This is a genomic window from Streptomyces sp. A 4/2 (assembly GCF_940670765.1).
Taxonomy (GTDB): Bacteria; Actinomycetota; Actinomycetes; order Streptomycetales; family Streptomycetaceae; genus Streptomyces.
In genome coordinates this window covers 1-20880 of sequence record NZ_CALNVW010000021.1, presented here as the reverse complement: position 1 = coordinate 20880, position 20880 = coordinate 1, and the positions used below count along the sequence as shown (strand labels likewise).

The window sequence follows — 20880 nt, the reverse complement described above, 5'->3', positions numbered from 1 at the left end:
GCGTGACCGTACTGTCCGTGGTCCCTCGCGGTACCCCAGTGCCTGCGGGAAAGGGGAGAGCCTCCGGCGGTGCAACGCCGGAGGCCCCATAGCTCCCCAGCGATCCGATGAGAACCGACCCGGCGGAAAGGGCGGGCGAGCCCGCCACCGCCAGACGAGGAGCTGCCCAGTGGAACCCAAGAACCCCAAGGACTATTCCGAGCCTGCCAAGGCAAGCTGGCCCATGACCGCCATCCCCGGCCAGCCAGGCGCCCACCTGAGCGCCTCCCAGCCCGCAGACGCCGATCCCGGCCTGACCGGCGGTTCGGCCGCCGACAGCGCCGCTGAGGCGCAGGCGCCGAGCGGGCTGGAGGACATCCCCGATGCGGATCCGACGCAGGGCTCCGCGCTGCTGGATGAACTGCACGCGCGGATAGCCCAGTTCGTGATCCCGCCGTCAGCGGAGGCGCTCGATGCGATCGCCTTGTGGGTGGTGGCCACGCACCTGCAGACCGCGTGGCAGCACGCGCCGCGTCTGGCGGTGGTGGGGCCGGAGAAGCGGTGCGGCAAGTCGCGGCTCCTGGATGTGCTGACCGAGACGGTCCACGAGCCGATGCTGACGATCAACACCACGCCGGCGGCGATCTTCCGCTCGATCACCGAGGAGGAGCCGCCGACGCTTCTGGTGGACGAGGCAGACACCATTTTCGGTACGCCGAAGCAGGCGGAGCGGAACGAGGAGACGCGTGGCCTGCTCAACGCCGGTCATCAGCGAGGGCGTTACGTGACTCGGGTCGTCGGTAACGACCACACCCCGCACAAGTTCGCCACCTTCGCCATGGCGGCCATCGCGGGGATCGGCAACCTGCCCGACACGATCATGGACCGGTCGGTCGTGATCCGGATGCGTCGACGGGCCGAAGGGGAGAAGGTGAAGCCCTTCCGCTCCCGCCGTGACATTCCTGCCCTGCACGAACTGCGCGACCGGGTCAACGCGTGGGCCAGGCCGCTTCTGGAGGAGGCGGCAATCCTTGAGCCGGACATGCCAGTCGAGGACCGCGCCGCCGACACCTGGGAACCCTTGGTGATCGTCGCCGAGCTAGTCGGTGGGTCTTGGCCGCGCCGGGCTCGAATGGCGTGCGCACGCATGGTCGCCGCCGAAGTGACAGCCGAGGAGGACAACCCCGGCGGCGCACGGATCCTCGCCGACATCCGTCGGATCTTCGCTGCCCAGCGGGAGGTGGACAGCCTGTCCACCGAGGAACTCCTGCACCACCTGCGCCAGGACCCCGAGAGCCCGTGGGCGGAGTGGGGGCGCGGCGGGCTGAACGCCCGTGAGTTGGGCAGGCTGCTGCGGGGCTTTGGCGTGGGGCCGGGCAACGTCCGGATGGCTGACGGAACGCAACGCAAGGGCTACACGCGCAACAAGTTCCTCGACAGCTGGCGGCGGTACTGCCCCACCGTCCACCCCGTCGGCACCCGCCCCGCCCCCGACAGGGGCTGAGGCCCGCCGCCCTGGTTGCCGTCCCTGCCGTCCCTGCCGTCCCTGCCGTGATCTCGCAGGTCATACGGCCTGCGAGCGAGACGGCGACCGGGGCCAAGACGGCAACGCGATCACGACCACCGGCGTGGCCGCCCAAGACGCTGTCCGGATCCGTCTTGCACCGTCTCCCGCGTCCTTGCCGTATCGGTGCAGGTCACAGCCCTGGCCAGTGAGACGGAAGACGCAATGCCGCTGTCCCGACTCGGGACAGCGGCACCCCGGTCGGGCACTGGCGCGGCGAACCGCCTGCGGCGTACTGCGACAGAGCTGAAGACGGCTGGCGGCACTACCGAGACGGACAGCCGGAGCCGCTGCCGTACCGCCCCTGACCTGCACTTGCAACGGCCAAGACGCCAAAGACGCCCCACACCACCACCCCAGGAGCACCCGCTTGCCCACCCCTCCCCTCTCACCCCCGCACCACCAGCCGGTCAACCGAACGACCGAAGGACAGCCCGCAGCGCCCCATGGCGCTGCCGAACGCTACGCGCTCATCGCGGCCGGCATCGTCATCGTCGCCCTGACCGCCGGAGCGTTCTGTCTTTCCTACGCGCACCTGGCCGACGTCGCCGGGCAGCACGGGCTGGGAGATTCACCGGTCCGCCGCTGGGCGTGGCCCGCCACCCTGGACGCCTTCATCGTCGCGGGTGAGCTGCTCATGCTCCGCGCAGGGCTGCGCCGGGTCACCGACCGATGGGCCATCGCGGTGACCGCCATCGGATCTGTCGGCTCCATCGCCCTGAACGTTGCCGGGGTCAGCGGCACACGCGAAACCGGTGACGTCCCGTTCCTCGACTACGTGGTGGCCGCGGTTCCACCGGCAGCCGCGATGGTGGCCTTCGCCGTACTGATGCGGCAGATCCACCAGCTCGTGGACCAGCACCCGCTCGCAGGTTCTGGGCAAGTGCTGAGGGCATCGGTGACCACACCTCTCCGGGCCGCCGGAATGCCAGCGGAGCCAGCCGAACCCGGCGAGCTCGCCGGGTTCACCGAGCCACCGGTCGCCGTGTCCGATGGGTCTCCGCAACCTCCTGCGGAGGTTGCGGAGACCAAGTCCCGCGGTGGCCGTCCACCCGGCGCCCCGCTCGGGGATCTCGTGGAGATCGGCAGGGCTGCCTGTGCTGAGCAGGGAAAACTCACCCGGGCCACTGTCCGGAAGGCAGTTGAGGACAAGGGTCTTCCGATTTCCAGTGAGCGGCTGACCGAGGTGACGAACGTCCTCCGGAACGAACTCACAGCCTCCGCCGAAAGCGGTCCAGCCAGCGGCTGACCAGGAACCTGCCGGGCGACCGGAACCCGTTCCGGTCACCCGGCCAGGCCGGTCACTACTGGCTCATCACACCCATGGACGGGTCCGTGTGACCGCTCGCAGCTCACGGGCCCTCCCGAGAGCCCGCCCCACCCCCTCGTCTGGAGAACCGTTCATGACGCACGAGCCACACCACCCCAAGGAACAGATACCGCTGACGAAGTCGCCTGTGTTGACGGAACGTGTACGGCAGGCATTCGGACGGGCTGCTTCAGACGGAGCAAGTTGTCGGGTAAGGAGTCCTTACCCGACCTCCGCCCCAGGGGAGGCGGAGGCATCCGGCGCCAAGGCGGCACCGGAGTCGGCCGGCCCGGGGGAGCCAGCCGGGTCAGGAGGCACCAAGCCATCGTCGAGCGTGCCGCAGCAGCCAGCGCCGCGTCGCCGTCTGCGTGACAAGCAGTTGCGCGAGCGCCGCGTCCACCCCCGCTACAACGACCACGAATTCGCCCTCGTCAAGAACGCCGCCGCTCTGAGCGGCATGGCTACCGGTGGCTACGTGGCCGAGTGCTCCCTTGCCGCTGCCCGTGCCAGCGATCCCACCGCAGCTGTCGCCGACTATCGCGCCATGGTGAAGACGCTCATGGCCGCCAACGGACAGCTCGGCAAGATCGGCAGCAACCTCAATCAGCTCGCCCATCACCTCAACAAGGACGGCACCTGGCCCCACCCCGCCACCGTCCAAAGGCTCCTGGCCCGCGTCGAGGCGTCCATCGACGAACTGGACACTGCTATCGCCCAGGTCACTGAGGCCCGGTGAGCCGGTGATTCCCAAGATCATCCTCGGCGCGGGCCCGAAAGCCACGCGACGCACCATCGCGTACCTCTTCGGCAAGGGGCGGGCCAACGAGCACACCGACCCACACCTGGTGGCGTCCTGGAACGGCTTCGCCCCCGACCCTGGCCGCAGCCCCCACCGCAACCCGAAGGAGGTGGAGGCCCAGCTCGTTGCACAACTGGATCAGCCCGTGAAGATGCTGGGCGACAAGGCGCCCAGGGACACTGTGTGGCACTGCCCTGTCCGCGCCGCGCCCGAAGACCCGATCCTCAGCGACGGGCAGTGGGCGGACATCGCCCGCCGGATGGTGGCTGCCGCCGGCATTGCCCCCGAGGGGGATGAGGAAGCCTGCCGCTGGGTGGCCGTCCGCCACGCTGACGACCACATCCACATCGCCGCCACGCTCGTACGCCATGACGGCCGTCGGCCCGAGCGCGGCTACGACCAGCGCGCAGTCCAGCGTGAGGCCCGCTCAATCGAGGCCGACTACGGGCTCCGGCGGTTGAAGCCGGGCGACGGCACCGGCGCCAAGCGGCTCACCAGCAAGGAGCACTTCAAGGCCAAGCGCCTGGGCCAGGGCGCCGCCGCCCGTGACGTCCTGCGTCTGCGGGTCCGCCGCGCGGTTGCCGCCGCGTCCGACGAGACCGAGTTCTTCGCGCTCCTGGAGGGCACAGGAGTGGCTGTGCGCTTCAAGCGCGGCCCCTCCGGTGATGCGCTCGGCTGCACCTTCGCCCTGCCCTACGACACCAACGACAAGGGCGAGCCAGTCTTCTACGCGGGCTCTACCCTCGCCCCCGACCTGTCTCTGCCCAAGATCCGCAAGAGCCTCGCCACCACCAGCCTCGAACCGGTCACCGTCCGGCCGGGCAACCCATGGCACCAAACCACCGCCGCCGCAGAACGAATCTCCCACCACCTCGCCTATGGCGACGACCAGACAGCCCAAGGCCAACTGGTGCTACTCGGCGCGACGCTGGATCTGCTGCCGAACAACGCACCGACCGAGGTGAAGGCCGAACTGGAACGAGCCACTATCGCCTTCGAGCGCGCCACCCGCTCCCGCATCGCGGCCGACCTCGCCAGCACCCACGCTCTGCGGCGCGGAATCCAAACGATCTGGCGAGACCGGCCCTCGGACGGCGACGGGTCCGGAATCGCCATGCTGCTGGACACAGTGCTCACGGCCGTGGCGCTCGCCATGCACTGGCACCGCACCCACCAGCACGCTCAGCAGGAAGCGGCAGCCGAACAGGCTCTCGTACACCTTCAGGTCGCGTACGCCCAGGTCGCCGAGCCGGTATTGGCCGGCCTCGCGCAACGCGCCCCCAGCCCCCAGATGAAGCACCGCTACGCCCACCACCTCCGGCAGGCCGTGCCGGAGCACGCCGAGCGCATCCTCGACGACCCCGCCTGGGACGCACTCACCGCCGTGCTCGCCGAGGCAGAGGCTGCCGGGCACAACGCGACGACCGTCCTCGGTCAGGCCCTCGACCAGCGCACCCTGGACGACGCCCACAGCCCCGCCCGCGCGCTGACCTGGCGCATCCGCCGCCTTGGTGACCGTCACGCCCCTGGTCCCCGCGCCCAGGCGGCCAGGGCGCGCAGCACCACGCACCGCGCTGCTGCCCCGATCCACTCGGCAACGGTGCCTCCGCCGCCGCAGGCACCGCCCGCACGGCGGCGCTAATCAGGCCGGTGCGGACAGCTTGGGAGTAAGCAGCTCCAGCGCCTCTTCCCAGCGGTACTGGTCCGCGCCACCGCCGGCCTTCGGCTTGTGAGGTTCGTACGAACCGATCAGGACGCCCATCTCGCGCAGCCGCTCCAGGCTCTGGCTGTATGCAGGATGGGCGGCCATAGCCGAGTTCAGGTAGGGCAGGACGGCAGTAGGGATGCCGAAGCCGTACGCCTCGCACAGGATGCCCAGCGCCAGGGTGTCCGAGATCCCGGCAGCCCATTTGTTGATCGTGTTGAAGGTGGCCGGGGCCACCGCGATGGCGTCGGCGGGCGGCAGCGGCCGTGGGTCGCCGGGCGAGCGCCAGGCCGAGCGGATCGGGTAGCCGGTCTGTGCCTCGACCGCCTCGGCGTCTATGAAACCGAGGCCCTGAGGGGTGGCGACGACACCCACATTCCAGTTTGCCTCCTGGGCCGCGGTGATCAGGATGCCGACGTCGCCGGCGATGCCGGAGGCGCATACGACGACGTAGAGGAAGGGCTTCTTGGTCTGCCGGTCCGGCTGATCACTCACGCGGGGACTCCCAGTTGACGGCTGAAACGGTGCAGTTCCGGCAGCGTACGGCGACGGTCGCGGGCGGCCATGTCGGCCACCAGCTCACGGACGGCCGGGCGACGGATGTCCTGGGCCGCGCAGCTCTCCGCGATGCGAAGCGCCTGGTACCCGTCCGCCAGGCGGCCCTGCTGGCTGTAGGCGCGGCCGGCCTCGATCCACAGGGCAGCACGACGCTCGGGGACGGGGATGTGGCGGCGCATGAGAGGCCGGGCGGTGTCCAGGGCGACGCCCGCGTCGCCGAAGGCGACCGCCGCGCTGAGTCCGTGCAGGGCGACGTTGGTCGGGCTGAAGTTGGCCCAGGCGTCGGGACTGTCGAGTGTCACGTAGCGGGCGACTTCCTTCGCCTCGGTGAGGAAGTCGCGGGTGGCGGAGCGGTCGCCGCCACTGCTGGCGGCGGTGACCCCGCGCAGAAGCAGCAGTCCAAGCGCCGCGAGGTACTTCGGGGAGCGCTGGTCGTACGAGCCCGTGAGCTGGTCTGCGGCGTGCCGGACGAGGGCGACGGCCTGAGAGGTGTGGCTGTCGCGTGCCAGGGCGTGGGCGTGAACGCGGACGCTGGAGGCGAGGACGACGGGATCGCCGGAGCGTTCGGCCTCGGACATGGCGCGTCCGACCGCGAGCCAGGCATTGCCCTGGTCGCTCTGCTTGAGCAGCAGGCTCGCCGAGGTCTGATACGCCGTGGCGAGGAGCCCGGACATGTCGCTCGATCCGGGACTGTCGCTGATGGCCTGCCGTAACTGCCCGATCAGGACGGGCAGTGTGCCTTCCAGCTTTGTGTAATCGCAGGTGCAGAAGAGACGTCGTACACCTGCAACTTGGTCCCGCATGCTCTGGAGATCCGGCACCAGTTCGGCAGTCACACGCGCTGTTCCAGGTAGCAGGGACTGGACCAGGTCCTGATGGGCGGTGCTGGGGAGGGTCGGGGCCGCGAGCGCGGCGATGCCGGCGGCGAGAACGGTACGGCGGTGCATGTCCTCTGTCTCGGGTTCGGGGTGGTTGATGTCCGAGGCGGCGGCGAGGCCGAGGCGGTGGGGCGGAATCGCCAGCACGCGCGAGACCTCGCGCAGGATGCGGACGTCGTCCGTGCCCCTGCCGCCTTCCAGGCGGCTCACCTTGGACTGGTGATAGCCCAGGGCGGAGGCGACGTCCTTCTGCGAGCGCCGCTGTAATACGCGGGCCTGACGGATCACTTCACCGATCCGTCTCGCTTCGCTGTGCTCTTCGGCCATCTGTGCCACGGCTCCTCCTGCCGTCGCCGATCCTGCCTTCCCCACCGAGCGTAAGGGACTGGCAGTGCACCGTGATGCAGCTCCTGCATAGACGATGCAGCACCCGCACACGCCCTGGTTCGAGAGGCCCGTCCGGCGGTTACGTGGAGTGGCCGAACTGATCAGGAGGCCGCTCATGGAAGCGCACCACATCCGGATTCCCGTCCCCGGCACACCTGCCGGCGCTGCGTCGGCGCGTCGGCAGATCGCCGAGGAGATACGGGATTGGGGCGCCGCTCTTGGACCTGCACTCCTGGAGGCGGCTGTGTTGGTGGCCTCGGAGCTGATCACCAACGCGGTACGGCACGCACACAAAGGACCGATCACAGCCGGCGCCTACCTCAGCGACGAGGCGCTGAGGATCGCCGTGATCGACACCAGCTTCGACATCCCGGAAGTCGGCCTGCCGGATGCGGATGAGGAGGACGGACGCGGCCTGTTCCTCGTAGCCGCACTCGCCGACCGCCACGGATTCGACCCGCTGCCTTCCGGTAAGCGCTGCTGGGCCGAACTCGATCTCAGCACCCCGCTTCCAACCGTCACAACACACGTGCCCCAGATGAGGAGCTGACTGTTGCCAGCCGTACGCATTCCCCCAGTCGCCGCAGAAGTGGTCGCCGTGCGCCCGAGCGTTCCACTCGCCGGGGCAGTGACCGTAGACGGGTCGAAGAACGCGGCCTTGCCCCTGCTGGCCGCCGCCGCAGCCATGCACCGCCCGGTGTACCTGAGCAACGTCCCGGCCAACACGGATGTCGGGACGATGCTCACCCTCCTCCAGCAGTCCGGCTGGCACGCGGCCCGCCCGGTCAGCGATCCGCACACCACGGTGATCCTGCCGAGCGACAAGCAGCGGCCGGATCCCGATCCCGAGGTCGCTGCGCGGATCAGAGCTTCGTACTACCTGGTCCCGGCACTTCTCGGCGCCTATGGGCGGGCCCGGTTGCCGTGGCCGGGCGGCTGCGCCATCGGAGATCGTGGGATGGAGCAGCACTTCAAGGTGTACGAGCGGTTCGGTGACCGCTCGACCGTCGATGACCGCGGCTACCTTGTGGAAGCAGCCACTGGCGGACGCGGGACGGTGTCGATCATGCTCCCCTTCCGGTCCCGCGGAGCGAGCATCGCCGCTGTCCTGCGTACGGTCGTCGCCGGACGGCCGCTGCGACTGGGCCAACCGAATCTGTCGCCCGAAGTGCTCAGTGTCGTAAAGGCGTTGAGGCTTTCCGGGTGGGAGTGCCGGGTCAGCGAGGCCGTCCTCACCCTTCAGCCGCCTCGATCCGTCTCCGGCGAGGAGATCGCGTGGCGGGTGCCTGGCGACAAGATCGAAGCGGGCACTCTGGCCTGCGCAGTCGCGGTAACAGGCGGCAACGCACACATCCACGGCGTACGCCGCGACGACATCACCCCCCTGATCACCGCGCTCCGCTGGCTCGGTATTCCCGCCGACGCCGAGGACGGCACCCTCACCGTGCAGGCCCGGGACGCTCAGCCCACCGGCCGACCTCTACGGGCCATTGCCTCCCTGTCCCCCGGCGGCCTGGACGCGGACTTCGAGCCCCCGCTGCTGGCCCTGGCCCTCACCCTGCCCGGCACCCACCTGTTCGCCGACGACATCAACCCCGGTCGCCACCGCAACCTGCTGCCCCAGCTCGTCCGCCTCGGAGCCACGATCGACGAGCTGTCGCCCACACAGTGCCGCTTCGCCGGGCCGCAGCAGCTGACCGGTGCCGGAGTGGAGGCCACCGACATCCGCACGGGTTCCGCCCTGCTCATCGCCGGCCTCACCGCTCTCGGAGTGACCACCCTCGGCGGCCTCGAACAGCTCCGGCGCGGCCACGCCGACCTGCCCGTCAAGCTGCACGCCCTCGGCGCCGACATCTGCGAGGTGATCCCGTGAATCGGGAACTGCGGCAGATCATCGCGACGACCGACGTCCACTCCGCCTTCGACTCGGCCGCTCCGATGCTCGCCCACCTCCACGCTGCGAGGCCCGACAGCCTGATCGTGGACTGCGGAGACTTCTTCGAGGGGAGCGGCTACTACCACCTCGGCGAGGGACGCATCGAGCGCGAAGTCCTCACCACCCTGTACGACCTGCTCGCGCCCGGAAACCACGGGTGGCCGCACTACTTCGAGCCACAGCTGCACCGGATGACGGTGTGCGCGAACACGACCGATGACAGCGGCACGCCGCTCTTCGACCGCGTACGCATCCAGCAGGTCGGCGGACGGCGGGTCGCTGTCACTGCGGTGATGGGCCCGCAGGCGTTCAACGCCATTTCTGCCGACCAGCGCGCCGGCCACCGCATCAGCAACCCGGCACAGGCGCTGCACGAAGTGATGCAGGAGAACCACCACAGTGCTGACTCGTGGATGGTGCTGTCCCACTCCGGCTTCGATGAGGACCTGAAGCTGGCCGCAGCCTGCCCGCGCGCCGATGTCATCTTCGCCGGGCACTGCCACAGCGACAGCTTCGGCCCCGCGCATGTCGGCGACACCCTCGTGGTCAAGGGCCGCGAACTCGGTGTCGGATACGCCACCGCCGAGCCCGTCGGCAGCGGCTGGGGCGCCCGCATCGGGTCCTTTCCCGACGCTCGTTCCGTCCCTCACGAACTCACCTCGCTGATGGAGAAGATCTCAGCCGTCGGACTGCGGCTGAGAAGCCCCATCGGCGCTGTGGACGAGCGCCTCCGCGATGGGCCCTTGGATCGCCGCAGACTGCTCGAAGAGATCGCCGGCCGATTGCACTCCGGCCTCGGCGCTGACGCGGTCATCCTCAACGAGACCGCCCTGCGTACGGTGCCACTCGGCGCCACGCTGACCCTCGGCGACCTGCTGGCCATCGAGCCCTTCGGTAATCAGCTCGTGCATGCCTTCCTCCCCGAGCAGCACGTCCAGGGCCACGGCAAGCTGCTCGACCACCTCACCGAACTCGTCGGCCCCCTGATTGTCGCCCCCGCCCCGCTTCCCCCGGCGATCCGAACCGTGCTGACCACCGACTACCTCGCCGACAGCTACCTCGGCGGGCGAACTCATCAAGCAGGCATACGCCTTCGCCAAGCCGTAAGCCATGTCCTGACCACCTCGCTCCCCAGCTCCGCCGACTCCCAAGAAGGAGGCCAGTAATGATCCTCACCGGACCTGAGATCAAGGCCGCCGTGGCCAACGGACGCTTACGGATCACTCCCTTCACCCCGGACCAGACGAACCCCAACAGCTACAACGTCCGCCTCGGTCCGACCTTGCTGACGTATGCCGCCAAGGTGATCGACGCCCACCAGACCAATCCCACGCGCTCGATCCTGATCGGCGACGACGGATACGTCCTGCAGCCCGGCGAGCTGTACCTCGGCCACACCGTGGAGGAGGTCGGCTCGGACATCTTCGTCCCACTGCTCTTCGGCCGCTCCTCGGTCGGACGCCTCGGCCTGTTCGTCGAGATCACCGCACCGATCGGCGACATCGGCTTCCACGGACAGTGGACCTTGATGCTCTCGCCCATCCGCCCGCTACGGGTGTACGCGGGCATGAAGATCGGGCAGATCATGTTCTTCGTCTCCACCGGCGACGTCGACCTGTACCGCGGCAAGTACCAGGGTGCCGCCGGCCCCCAGTCCTCCCGCTACTGGCAGGACACCGCGCCCATCCAGGCGGTCGCCTCGTGATTCTTACGGGCTCAGCCATCGCCGCTGCCGTCAGCACGGGAGAGATCACCATCTCCCCCTATGAGCCCGAGCGGATCTCACCCAACGCCTACGACTGGCGGCTGGGCGACACGATCCGCATCTGTGATGGCGACCTGGACGCCGCCGCCATCACTGCCTTCACCGAACACCCCATCCCCATCTCCGGTTTGGTCCTGCGGCCCGGAGTGCTCTACCTCGGCGTCACCTTGGAGAAGACCGGCTCGGAAACGTACGCACAGCTACTCAACGGGGACCGCACCATCGGCGCCCTCGGCATCTGGGTCCACGTCTCCGCTCCGCTCGGCCACCAGGGCCACGCGATCCGCTGGACCTTGGAGATCCGTGTCGCCAAGCCCGCCCGCGTCTACCCGGGGATGACCTTCGGGAAGCTCGTCTTCCTCACCACCGTCGGCAGCCCGTCCAGTTACCAGCAACAACGAGCCAAGTACGCGGCGACGAACGGCATCGACATCTCCCGCCTGTACGAAGAGATCCCTCAAGGAGCTTTGTGAAGTCCGTCGTTCGCTCGACCGCGGGCCCGCTGGCTGCTACCTGCCTCGACCTTCCTGCGGGTAGCCCCGGCGGCAGCGTCGAACTCTTCCTCGATCTCTATACCGGCGACGAGCCCCTCATTCCCGCACGGGCCTTCATGCTGGCACCCCCGGGCCCCAGGCCCCGCCTCCCATCGGGCCTCGACCTGCTGTCCGTGTCCGGGAAGTGTCTGGAAGGTGCCGGCTTCAGTCGCTACGCCGCAGCCCTGCGCCAGGCCCTGGTGACCGCGATCGATCCGGCACAGATCGGCGTTCTGCACCTGCAACATCTGGCGTTCGGCGCCACCCCCGCGCTACTCCGGGCCCTGCCGGCACACCCGAGGATCGCGATGGCCCACGGCACCGACCTGCTGTTTGCCGAAGCCCACCGCGACCAACTCCAAGTGCTGCGCGAGACAGCGAGGGCCGCCGACGCAATCGTGGTCTCCACCGGCGCCATGGCCGATCACCTGCTCAAGCTCGCCCCACAAACAGACCGCCGCAAGGTCGTCCACATCCCGTGGGGCATCCCCGACCATCTGCTCACTGATCCACCGGTCCGGCCCGCCCGCACGTCAACCAGCCATCTGCGAGTCCTGTACGCAGGACGGCTGACATCCGAGAAGGGCGTCGAGCGCCTCATCATCGGCCTGGCGCCCATTCCGGGCGTCGAGCTGAGCGTCGCCGCCCCCAGAGCCCAGTTCCGCGCCTTGACCCCGCTGCTCCAGCGGGCCGGTGTGCGGGCCCGCTATCTCGGCTGGCTCCACCGTCCACAGCTGTGGAAAGCCTTCACCGAGCACGACGTACTTGTCCTGCCATCCACCACCCTGGAGGCCATGGGCCTGGTCGCGCTGGAGGCCCAAGCCTGTGGCCTGCCTGTTCTGTACCAGCCCGTGCCCGGCCTCACCGAGGTCCTCGCAGGGTCCGGAGTGGCCACCGACTTCACGCAGTCCACCGCACTCGCCCGCGACCTGAACCGGCTGCGGACCACACCGGGACTACTACCCGCTCTCCGACAGGCGGGCTACGCGAACGCCGCCCGCTACCCACTCTCGACGACCGCTCAAGCCCTGACGGAGCTGGGCAGCCGGCTCACATGAACGTCACACACCAGACGATGCCGCCACGCCGATCGCCCACCGGACCCACCCACGTCACTACGCTGACCCGGCGGGATGCACACGGCGAACAGGGAGACCATGACGTACCGCACCGACAGCATCGAACAGCTCCTGAGCGAAGGCGCCCGCGACAAGGTCTACCCAGGCGCCGTATGGGCCGTCGGTGACGCTGCCGGCATCCACGCCTCCGGCTCGACCGGAGTGCTCGACCCCGAGGACCCCGGTACGCCGATGCGGCCCGACACCATTTTCGACGCCGCCAGCCTGACGAAAATCCTCGCGGTGTGGGCCTCGATCGGCGCCCTCTGGGAGGAAGGCAAACTCGATCTCGACATCCCACTCACCACCTTCTGGTCCGAAGTCGACGGCCACCCGCTCGGGGGCGTCACCGCCCGCCAGCTGCTGACCCATACAGCCGGCGTTCCGCTGCGAGCCCAGCTCAAGAACCTCTACGGCACGGACCCACAAGACGTCCGCGACGGAGTCCTCCACGAAGCCCTGCACCGTCCACCCGGCGAGGCTGTCGAATACACCGATCGAGCCGCCCTCATCCTCGGATACCTCGCCGAGCATCTCGCCGGCCAGCGCCTCGACGAGCTCGCGACACAGCGGACGTGGCAGCCACTGGGCATGCATACGACCCGCTTCGGGCCGCTGCCCCCCGAGACCGCCTCACGATGCGCCCCGACCGAACTCGACCCGGAGACCGATACCCACCTCAAGGGCATCGCCCACGACTTCTCCGCACGGCTCCTGGGCGGAGTGTGCGGGATCGCCGGCGCCTTCACCGTCATGGACGATCTCGGCGCATTCCTGCGCTACATGCTCGACCCCAGCAACACGCCCAGCCGGGCAGGCTTCGGCTCCGCCTGGACCGGGGAATCGCTGACCATCCAGACGGGCGAGCTGCAGCCCGTACGCGGTCTGTTCTGGCACCCCGCGCCCGGTACTGCTCCCGCCCAAGCAGTCTGGGTCCACTACGGGTTCACGGGCACCGGTATGTGGATCTCACCTCGTCAGCAACGTTGGGCAGTGCTCCTGACCAACAAGCTCTACTACACCCGCGACCGACAGCCCCTGACGGACATCCGCAACGCCTTCCGTGGGCTTGCCTTCAAGTGAGATGGCGGGGCGCATACGTTGAGACCGCCTGCCCGCCGGTACGCCGGGCGCCGTCGGTGTCGGAACGGCCGCCGGGATCGTGGTCGTAGCACTGCGCAAGGCCGCAGCAGATGCGGGGTTGCACGCTGCAGCACTGGTCCAGAAGCTCCTCGCCTGTCGCGGCGGCGCCTCCCCGCCATAAGCGAGCTTCTGCCGTTGGAGGCCCTCGAGAGCGAAAACGGCCGCGAGGGCTACTCGACAGGAACCAGGTCGCACGTTCGCGGGACGGTCCACCAAGACCGCCCCGCACCCCAACCCACCCCGCTACAATCTCCACACCCAGGCCGCTGACCAGCGCTAATGAAGAAATGCGGCTGGAGTATTAGACGTCGTAGCCGTCAGGGGTCCAACTGGACTGATCTCCGGGACAGATGAACCTCTGAACCCCCTGTACGGAACATACGTTCGAGATGAATGATGGCGATGGTCGCGTGCCAGCTCGGCACTACGGTCGTTAGGCAACCAAGTCAGAGCGCGCGACGAGCGCCAAGGCGCCTCGTCGCGTGCCATAGGAGGTGCGACGATGGGTGACCGAAGCTCAATCGAGTGGACAGAAGCGACCTGGAATCCAACAACGGGCTGCGATCAGGTCTCATCAGGCTGCGACAACTGCTATGCGCTGACGCTTTCACGGCGTCTGAAGGCCATGGGGGCGGCCAAGTATCAGGCCGATGGCGATCCGAGAACCTCTGGCCCCGGCTTCGGCCTCACCGTGCACCGCTCAGCTCTCGACGTGCCTCGACAGTGGAAGGCACCACGGATGGTTTTCGTAAACTCAATGAGTGACCTGTTCCACGCGAAGGTGCCGATCAGCTTCGTGCACGACGTCTTCCAGGTCATCGCAGAGACTCCACAGCACACCTACCAGTTACTCACCAAACGAGCGCTACGGCTTCGCCGTGTAGCGGAGGACCTTGAGTGGCCCGCCAATCTATGGATGGGGGTTTCTGTCGAAAGCGAGGCACACGTCAATCGCATTGATGATCTTCGGTGCGTGCCCGCCGCCGTGCGGTTCCTGTCCTGCGAACCCCTACTCGGTCCCCTGCCAAGTATAGATCTTGAAGGCATCGGCTGGGTGATCGCTGGAGGCGAGTCCGGCGCGAACCACAGGCCGCTCGAACAGGAATGGGTAGAGGCCCTTCGCGACGCATGCCTGGGAGCCGGCGTGCCGTTCTTCTTCAAGCAATGGGGCGGCAGGTCCCCGAAGGCCGGAGGCCGTGAGCTCGACGGGGCGAAGTGGGATCAGATGCCGCCACGCCGCCAAGTGGCAGCCGTCCAATAATGGCCAAGTTCCTTCATCTTCACTCCACCCTCTAGTGACGCACGGCAACCGTGTGTCACCCTCTCCCCGCAACGTTTCGTCGGGGAAGCGGGGGCTGGCATGGCTGTGCCAAAGGAAGTGACGTGGCTGCGCGATCCGCATACTGCCGCCAAGCACGACCTGCTCAAAAAGTACCTGGACGCGTGGGCACCGATCCTTCTGTCTCGACACGAGATGGCCACGTACGCCGAAGGCTTCGCCGGCCCAGGTGTCTACAAAGCGGGTGAGCCTGGTTCACCAGTGATCGCACACGGCGTCTTCGCCGACGCCCTGCTCCGACACCCGAAACACCTCCGCATGTTCCTCATGGAGAAGGACGCGCGTCGCGTCCAGGAGCTACGGCGTCAGATGGCGCGAGCACAGGCACGACAGACCGAGCACGTCAACCAGCGGCTCAACATTCACATTGACGAAGGCGAATTCCACCCCGCGCTTCTGGAGCGACTGCGTACATCAGGCGCGTTAGACCAACCCCTCTTTGTCCTCCTGGACAGCTACGGCGGGCCCGACATCCCCTACTCACTCCTGAAGGACCTCGCCGCGCACGACAGGGTGGAGGTCATGGTCACCTTCGTTCCTGGCTTCCTGATGCGCTTCGCCGCGAAGCATGAGGGGCGGCGCCAGCAGGGTGATATTGCCTTTGGCGGACAGGATTGGCAAGCCGTCTTCAAACAGCCCTCCACGGAAAAATTCACTTTTCTCCGCGACCAGTACCGTGGCTGTCTTCAACGTGCTGGCTTCACGCACACACTCTATTTCGAGATGGTGGACGAAGGGGGAAGACGTCTTTATCTGATCTTCGGCACCAAGAACGACAAGGGCTTGGAAAAAATGAAGGACGCCATGTGGAACGTCGATCCCAACCATGGCGTCCGCTACCGCGACCCGAAGGATCCCAACCAGCAGCAGCTAGACTTGGATTGGGATCCAGACACTGCCGCGCTGCGCCGAATCCTCCGCGACCATGTGATCGATTCACCAGAGGGTGTGACTATCGCGGAACTCCAGCGATTCGCCCTCCTGGAAACCGTTTATCGCCCAGCTCAGGTGATCAGGTCTGTCCGCCAGCTGCGGGACGCCAACGCTGTAGCCACGGACACTACGCGCGTCACGGGAAAAACTCTCGTGCTCCCACCTCGGGATGATCCCCCTACGTCTTCGCCGGCAGAACAGGACGGCCTCTGGTAAGACAGCCAGAGCGACTCGTCGGACCAAGAGTGAAAAATCGTCTCGGCGCGCCGCCCCCGTCAGGGACAAGTCGCAAAGCCAACGATTTACCGGATGTGCACGGCGAATTCCTCCGAGAATTAAATCGGTCATCACTTCCCGGCTATCAGAAGCGGGTAGAGAAATGACAGTGCGCCCAGAACCGGGAGCGCAGCACTCCGGTAGACCGCTGCGACTACCAGCACGGATGCCGGGACAGCGAGTTGCGCTGGCAGCCCCAAGGCGGAAGTAGCCAGCACGATTCCAGCCGCGCCAAGCACGACCACGCCCAGCCGAACCGCTTCAAAGCGTCGAGATGCAGGCTGCGTCCCCATGTCACTCGGGTCGAGAAGGGCACCAACCCGCCCCTCTGCATAACGGGTACTAATCACCAAGGCCAACCGTGCTATCTCTCGCGCACCCTGTTTGGGGTCAGCATCGAGTTGGATCTCGGCTGACCGCAGCACATCAGCCACCCGGTAGGCGTGTTCCCGCAACGCCTTACGGCGACGCCAGTACGTGAAGCCGACCGTCCCTCTCATGGCCCGCGCACCGTAGACGCGAGCCACAGCTTGACCAACGCTCGGCCAGTAGTGCTCGTCGCGAAGACGTGGCGCCCGGACGACATCAGCGCACTTGTGGATCAGTTTCGTCCATACCGAAAGGCGTAGGTACGTTCCCGCCTTCACGCCATAGAGCGACCCGAGGGTTGCTGCTACGCGACGCACGAGAACCAGGGTCAGCACCACGGTCAGAGTGATAGAAAAAGCACTGATGGCATCTGCTGCCGTCAAGGGCGCGCCCGGATCACTTGTGGGTCGCGGCTGACCGTAGGCCGGATAGACGATCACCGCAGTATGGTGCACAAGCCGCCCAGTGACCACAAAGGTGAACGCGGCAACGGGCGCCATGATCAGGAAAAAGAGTGGGCCCGATTGGTACCGAGCCCTCAGAGCCAACCTCAGCGGACTCGGGACTGGGCCGATACCAAGGGCCGCGGCATCTTCCCGGAGTCGACGGATCGTTGCATCAGCCTTCCTCCGTTGGTGAGCAACGACTCGATCTCGCAGCACAGCGAACATGACCGGCAGAATGCCATAAATGGCGTCCCAGGGGTCCGTGATGGAGTCAGGCTCTTGTCCTGGCTGCCGGACCCAGCAAGGCACTCGGTGGCAGGGCGACCTTCTGACGAGACTTCCGGTTCCACCTTCGGGGATTCAAGTGAACGGGAGTCTGGGACCATCGGCCGCGCCCTAGATGGCACATGCGGTCCAGCTATCCTTCCCGTCCGCACAGCCGTCCTGGGAGCGATGTGCTGGGCGCGCCAGACGGGATGTCCCAGCAGGAGCGGCGGAACGAGGTCCTGCGCGCCACCTGCCAGATCGCTGACGGCGGTGGCCTGCAGCGAGGTCGGCCGCGGGCCAACGTAGTGCCCCGTGGGCACGGACCACGCCTTCAGGTTTTCCAGACCCCGTTCTCACGAACCGTTCTCCTTCAACTTGCCCTCTCCGTGCGCCCACCGCCATTACCCTGGCGAGATGGTCGATGTGGGGGCCGGCGAGCTCAGCACCAGCCGGGACAGGCTCTTGAAGCAGGCACAGGCCGCAGAGAGCGTTGGGGACCCGGCAGTCTGCGGACTTTTGTACTTCTATGCCGCCGAGTGCGCGCTGAAGGCCGAGGTCATGCGAAGGCGTTCGCACTACATGTCCACCGCTCAGCTCCCCGCCGACTTGCGGAGCCACGACCTCCGCAGGTTGGCGAAGGAACTCAACCTGCGCGACCCCGTGACCCGCCCAGACCCGCTTCGCTGCCGCCGCCACAAGATTGGCGGCTGGATTGAAAGCCATCAGCTCCATGAGGCATGGCGCTATGGTGCGAAACTGAACGACGGTGATCAGAAAGCAGCGCTCGAAACGCTGAGACAACTGGTGCGGGACGCCAGGAGAGGATGCTGAGCAGCGTGGCCGACAAGCTGTTCACTTGGGTCGACATCGACTCCCGCCTGACGGAGGCAGCCGTCGGAGGCGAGTGGCCGTACTGGCTACTTGAGGCCGACGCCTGGTGGGACGCTCTCGAACTGTCCGTGCGTCCCGGCACCTCCGTAGGCGAGGTCCGGGAGTTCCTGGACGACCAGTTCGGCATTGAGTCCGCTGTGGACGGCGAGGAGAGCCTGGAACTCCTTCTGGACCGTCCCGAGTCCCACACCCCTCGCTCCCTCCCGGTACGCCTGACCGAAACCGCGGACGCGCCTCAGGTCGCCCGCCGTCCAAGGCTCAACGAGCGCCGTATCACCTCGGAGCTGAGCGAACCGCTGCCGCGTCCCGCGTCCTCCGTCTATCCCGGTGACCGGCAGATCATCGCCTTCCACTCCTTCAAGGGAGGTGTGGGCCGCACCTTGCACGCGGTGGCGCTCGCCGACCTGCTGGCTTCCCGCGGGCAGCACGTGCTCCTCATCGATGCGGACCTAGAAGCGCCGGGTATCACCTGGATGTACCAGGCGCAGGGCGGCCGCTGCGACATCGCATACGACGACGTACTGGCGCTTCTCCACTCCTCCACGGACGGCGAGCCAACCGACGCGGTACAGATCGCCGCTGCCTACCTGCCCAACCAGGAGGTGTCCCGTCACGCGGGAAACGGCCGGGTGACGATCCTTCCCTCAAGTCGGCGCACCATGCTCGGCCCGCCTCGGATCGGCCCCTCGGACCTGCTGACCGAGGACCGTTCGCCCTACTTCCTCAGCGAGTCTCTCGCCGCGCTCGCCGTCGCTGCGGAGGCCGACGTCATCGTTTTGGACCTGCGGGCGGGCGCGTCCGAGCTGTCGGGCCCCCTCCTGCTGGACCCCAGGGTCACCCGGGTCTTCGTCTCCACCATCAGCAGCCAGTCGCTGCGCGGTACCGAGGCCATGATTCACCGGGTGGGAACGCACGCCCCCGCTCTGGTCGGCATGGATCCCGCGCCCGGCGCGATCGTGACCCAGTACAGATTGGACATGCACGACGGCCATGCGGACGAGGCCAAAACCCTTCTTAGCAACGCCCTCTCCCTGGCCATCGTCCTGCCCGTGGACGACGGGACGGCCGAACATGACGAAGACCACCTTGCGGTGGACGAGCAGGTACTGACCGAGCCCGTGCTAAGCCCGTTTCGCGAGGAACTGCTCGCGCTTCCCGACAGCTGGGACGCGGTCGTAGACGTGATGCGCCGTTGCGGGCTGCCTCGCCTGGTCGCGGAGTTCGCGCCGAGTGCGATGCTGGTGCCACACCGCCCCGACGAGAACCCGGAGGTCCTCGGGCGCCGGCGGTCCGCCCTGGCTGAGTTCACCGGCGCCCTACTCAAGCGGCAGCCGTTCGACGCGGGCCCCGACAGCGACTTCTTCACCATTGAACCCACCCGCAGGTTCATCGCCGCCCACCGAACCGACCTGCCGATCACCGTGGTAACGGGCGAGGCCGGCACGGGCAAGACATTCACCTTTGCCAGGATGTGCGCGGCGCGAACCTGGGACGCCTTCGCCTGGACAGCCGGGGTAACCGTCCGACAGTCCGCACGAATCGTTCCGGTACTCGCCGCGCCGGACGCTCCGGACACCATCTGGTATGCGGATCCAGGCCCCGTCGAGGCGGAGGGCTTGTGGGAGGAAAGCCCTCGGGAGCAGAGGCCCGCCGGGCCGGAGCGTCGCGACCGGATCCTCACATTCATCGAGTCATCCTCCCGACATCCATCCGCCGAGAGCATGGCCTTCTGGCAGGAGCGCTGGCTGACGTGCCTCGCGATGGCGGCCGGTGCCCCTGACGAAGCCGAAACGATGGAGTACCTGCTCCGGCATGAGGCGCTTTTCCTCATCGACGGCCTGGAGGAGTGGCTGGACCAACATGACGGAGCCTGGGTGTCCGTTGCCTTCAGCAGTCTGGTGGGCCTTGTTCCCCAGTCCTTGCGCAGGCTTCGGAAGCAATCGTTGGGGCTCGTGATTTTCACCCGTCCGGGGGCACCAATGGAACGCGCCTTGAAGGGGCCAGTCAACCGGGACGGCAGAACGTTGCGCCGCAGGCCCCCGTTCGAATTGCACTGGACCACCGAGGACGCCCTGAAGCTCGCCCTGTGGCTCTCGGTTCGCTCCGACGCCGTACAGGCCCCGGAGTGGCCCATCGCCGACCTGGGGGAGGAGGAAACCACCCGCTGTCTCCTGCCGCTCTGGGGCTTGAGGATGGGTTCGGACGGCTCCCGCGAGGCTTGGACCGACCGCTGGTTCGCCTCCGCCCTCGCTGATGCCCATGAACGCGTCCAGCCGCGCGACGTCATCCGCTTCCTGCACGCGGCCGCAGTCACGTCTGCCGACGACGGACGGTGGAGTGACCGGGTACTTATCCCGTCGGCTATGCGTCAGGCCCTGGCCGATTGCGGCGCGCTCAAGATCGAGGAACTCCAGTACCGGTTCCCCCACGTCTGGGACCTCCTGCGCACTCTGGCAAACCATGCCGTCGACGAACAGTCCCCCTTCTTTGCCGGAGACGTGGGACTTACTCACAGGGCTGTCCGCGAGCTTCAGGACTGGGGGGCCCTGTCAAAAACCCCCGACGGCCGCTACCAGCTCCCGGAGCTCTACCGTCTTGCCCTCGGCATCCGAACCGAAGGCCGCTCTCGCACGATCCCTCCGCGCTGACTCAGAGGACGCCGGGGTAGCCGCATTGCCGCATACG

Annotated in this window: 18 protein-coding genes; 15 read left to right on the top strand and 3 right to left on the bottom strand. The window is 67.5% G+C overall.

Annotated elements, in window-relative coordinates:
- The first annotated feature begins 169 nt into the window (after positions 1 to 169).
- The 4 genes from NBY69_RS16915 to NBY69_RS16900 all read left to right on the top strand — a co-directional run bounded on the left by NBY69_RS16915 (position 170) and on the right by NBY69_RS16900 (position 5293).
- Positions 170 to 1483 (top strand): DUF3631 domain-containing protein, encoded by a 1314-nt coding sequence (locus NBY69_RS16915; RefSeq protein WP_250301791.1) that lies wholly within the window; start codon positions 170 to 172, stop codon positions 1481 to 1483.
- 430 nt (positions 1484 to 1913) lie between these two features.
- Positions 1914 to 2792 carry a DUF2637 domain-containing protein gene (locus NBY69_RS16910; RefSeq protein WP_250301790.1) on the top strand — a complete coding sequence of 293 codons (879 nt, stop codon included), beginning with the start codon at positions 1914 to 1916 and terminating at the stop codon, positions 2790 to 2792.
- A 394-nt stretch (positions 2793 to 3186) separates the two neighbouring features.
- Positions 3187 to 3588, top strand: a complete 402-nt coding sequence (gene mobC / locus NBY69_RS16905) for a plasmid mobilization protein (RefSeq protein ID WP_250301789.1) — start codon at positions 3187 to 3189, stop codon at positions 3586 to 3588.
- 4 nt (positions 3589 to 3592) lie between these two features.
- Positions 3593 to 5293, top strand: coding sequence for a mobilization protein (locus NBY69_RS16900; RefSeq protein ID WP_250301788.1), 1701 nt, complete (start codon positions 3593 to 3595; stop codon positions 5291 to 5293).
- Here NBY69_RS16900 and NBY69_RS16895 read toward each other — a convergent pair whose 3' ends face one another.
- Positions 5294 to 5851 (bottom strand): flavoprotein, encoded by a 558-nt coding sequence (locus NBY69_RS16895; RefSeq protein WP_250301787.1) that lies wholly within the window; start codon positions 5849 to 5851, stop codon positions 5294 to 5296.
- Complete coding sequence (locus tag NBY69_RS16890) at positions 5848 to 7119, bottom strand: helix-turn-helix domain-containing protein (protein ID WP_250301786.1); 1272 nt, start codon at positions 7117 to 7119, stop codon at positions 5848 to 5850. Before NBY69_RS16890 ends, NBY69_RS16895 begins: the two co-directional genes overlap by 4 nt.
- 175 nt (positions 7120 to 7294) lie before the next feature.
- Between NBY69_RS16890 and NBY69_RS16885 the strand changes: the two genes are divergently transcribed.
- The 9 genes from NBY69_RS16885 to NBY69_RS16845 all read left to right on the top strand — a co-directional run bounded on the left by NBY69_RS16885 (position 7295) and on the right by NBY69_RS16845 (position 16162).
- The gene (locus tag NBY69_RS16885) at positions 7295 to 7729 is read left to right on the top strand and encodes an ATP-binding protein (RefSeq protein ID WP_250301785.1); all 435 of its coding nucleotides are present in this window, start codon (positions 7295 to 7297) and stop codon (positions 7727 to 7729) included.
- 39 nt (positions 7730 to 7768) lie between these two features.
- Positions 7769 to 9052, top strand: a complete 1284-nt coding sequence (locus NBY69_RS16880; protein WP_250301937.1) for a UDP-N-acetylglucosamine 1-carboxyvinyltransferase — start codon at positions 7769 to 7771, stop codon at positions 9050 to 9052.
- A complete protein-coding gene (locus NBY69_RS16875; RefSeq protein WP_250301784.1) occupies positions 9049 to 10281 on the top strand; it encodes a metallophosphoesterase in 1233 nt (410 codons plus the stop codon). Before NBY69_RS16880 ends, NBY69_RS16875 begins: the two co-directional genes overlap by 4 nt.
- A complete protein-coding gene (dcd, locus tag NBY69_RS16870) occupies positions 10281 to 10820 on the top strand; it encodes a dCTP deaminase (protein ID WP_250301783.1) in 540 nt (179 codons plus the stop codon). Before NBY69_RS16875 ends, dcd begins: the two co-directional genes overlap by 1 nt.
- Positions 10817 to 11353, top strand: a complete 537-nt coding sequence (locus NBY69_RS16865; RefSeq protein ID WP_250301782.1) for a dCTP deaminase domain-containing protein — start codon at positions 10817 to 10819, stop codon at positions 11351 to 11353. Before dcd ends, NBY69_RS16865 begins: the two co-directional genes overlap by 4 nt.
- Complete coding sequence (locus tag NBY69_RS16860; RefSeq protein ID WP_250301781.1) at positions 11350 to 12471, top strand: glycosyltransferase family 4 protein; 1122 nt, start codon at positions 11350 to 11352, stop codon at positions 12469 to 12471. Before NBY69_RS16865 ends, NBY69_RS16860 begins: the two co-directional genes overlap by 4 nt.
- 99 nt (positions 12472 to 12570) lie before the next feature.
- Positions 12571 to 13614, top strand: a complete 1044-nt coding sequence (locus tag NBY69_RS16855) for a serine hydrolase (RefSeq protein ID WP_250301780.1) — start codon at positions 12571 to 12573, stop codon at positions 13612 to 13614.
- Positions 13615 to 14176: 562 nt separating this feature from the next.
- Positions 14177 to 14935, top strand: coding sequence for a DUF5131 family protein (locus tag NBY69_RS16850; protein ID WP_250301779.1), 759 nt, complete (start codon positions 14177 to 14179; stop codon positions 14933 to 14935).
- Positions 14936 to 15034: 99 nt separating this feature from the next.
- Entirely contained in the window at positions 15035 to 16162 is a 1128-nt protein-coding gene (locus NBY69_RS16845) for a three-Cys-motif partner protein TcmP (RefSeq protein WP_250301778.1), read from the top strand.
- A 131-nt stretch (positions 16163 to 16293) separates the two neighbouring features.
- Here the strand turns inward: NBY69_RS16845 and NBY69_RS16840 are convergent, their stop codons facing one another.
- Positions 16294 to 17031, bottom strand: coding sequence for a hypothetical protein (locus tag NBY69_RS16840; protein WP_250301777.1), 738 nt, complete (start codon positions 17029 to 17031; stop codon positions 16294 to 16296).
- A gap of 687 nt (positions 17032 to 17718) precedes the next feature.
- On the opposite strand from NBY69_RS16840, the gene NBY69_RS16835 reads away from it, so the two are divergent.
- Positions 17719 to 18135 (top strand): hypothetical protein, encoded by a 417-nt coding sequence (locus NBY69_RS16835; RefSeq protein ID WP_250301776.1) that lies wholly within the window; start codon positions 17719 to 17721, stop codon positions 18133 to 18135.
- A gap of 5 nt (positions 18136 to 18140) precedes the next feature.
- Positions 18141 to 20843, top strand: coding sequence for a KGGVGR-motif variant AAA ATPase (locus tag NBY69_RS16830; protein ID WP_250301775.1), 2703 nt, complete (start codon positions 18141 to 18143; stop codon positions 20841 to 20843).
- Positions 20844 to 20880: the final 37 nt, after the last annotated feature.

Coding starts and splice junctions, on each gene's coding strand:
- NBY69_RS16890 (WP_250301786.1), bottom strand. CDS start 7,119: ATGGCCGAAGAGCACAGCGAAGCGAGACGGATCGGTGAAGTGATCCGT.
- NBY69_RS16885 (WP_250301785.1), top strand. CDS start 7,295: ATGGAAGCGCACCACATCCGGATTCCCGTCCCCGGCACACCTGCCGGC.
- dcd (WP_250301783.1), top strand. CDS start 10,281: ATGATCCTCACCGGACCTGAGATCAAGGCCGCCGTGGCCAACGGACGC.
- NBY69_RS16855 (WP_250301780.1), top strand. CDS start 12,571: ATGACGTACCGCACCGACAGCATCGAACAGCTCCTGAGCGAAGGCGCC.
- NBY69_RS16850 (WP_250301779.1), top strand. CDS start 14,177: ATGGGTGACCGAAGCTCAATCGAGTGGACAGAAGCGACCTGGAATCCA.
- NBY69_RS16845 (WP_250301778.1), top strand. CDS start 15,035: ATGGCTGTGCCAAAGGAAGTGACGTGGCTGCGCGATCCGCATACTGCC.
- NBY69_RS16835 (WP_250301776.1), top strand. CDS start 17,719: ATGGTCGATGTGGGGGCCGGCGAGCTCAGCACCAGCCGGGACAGGCTC.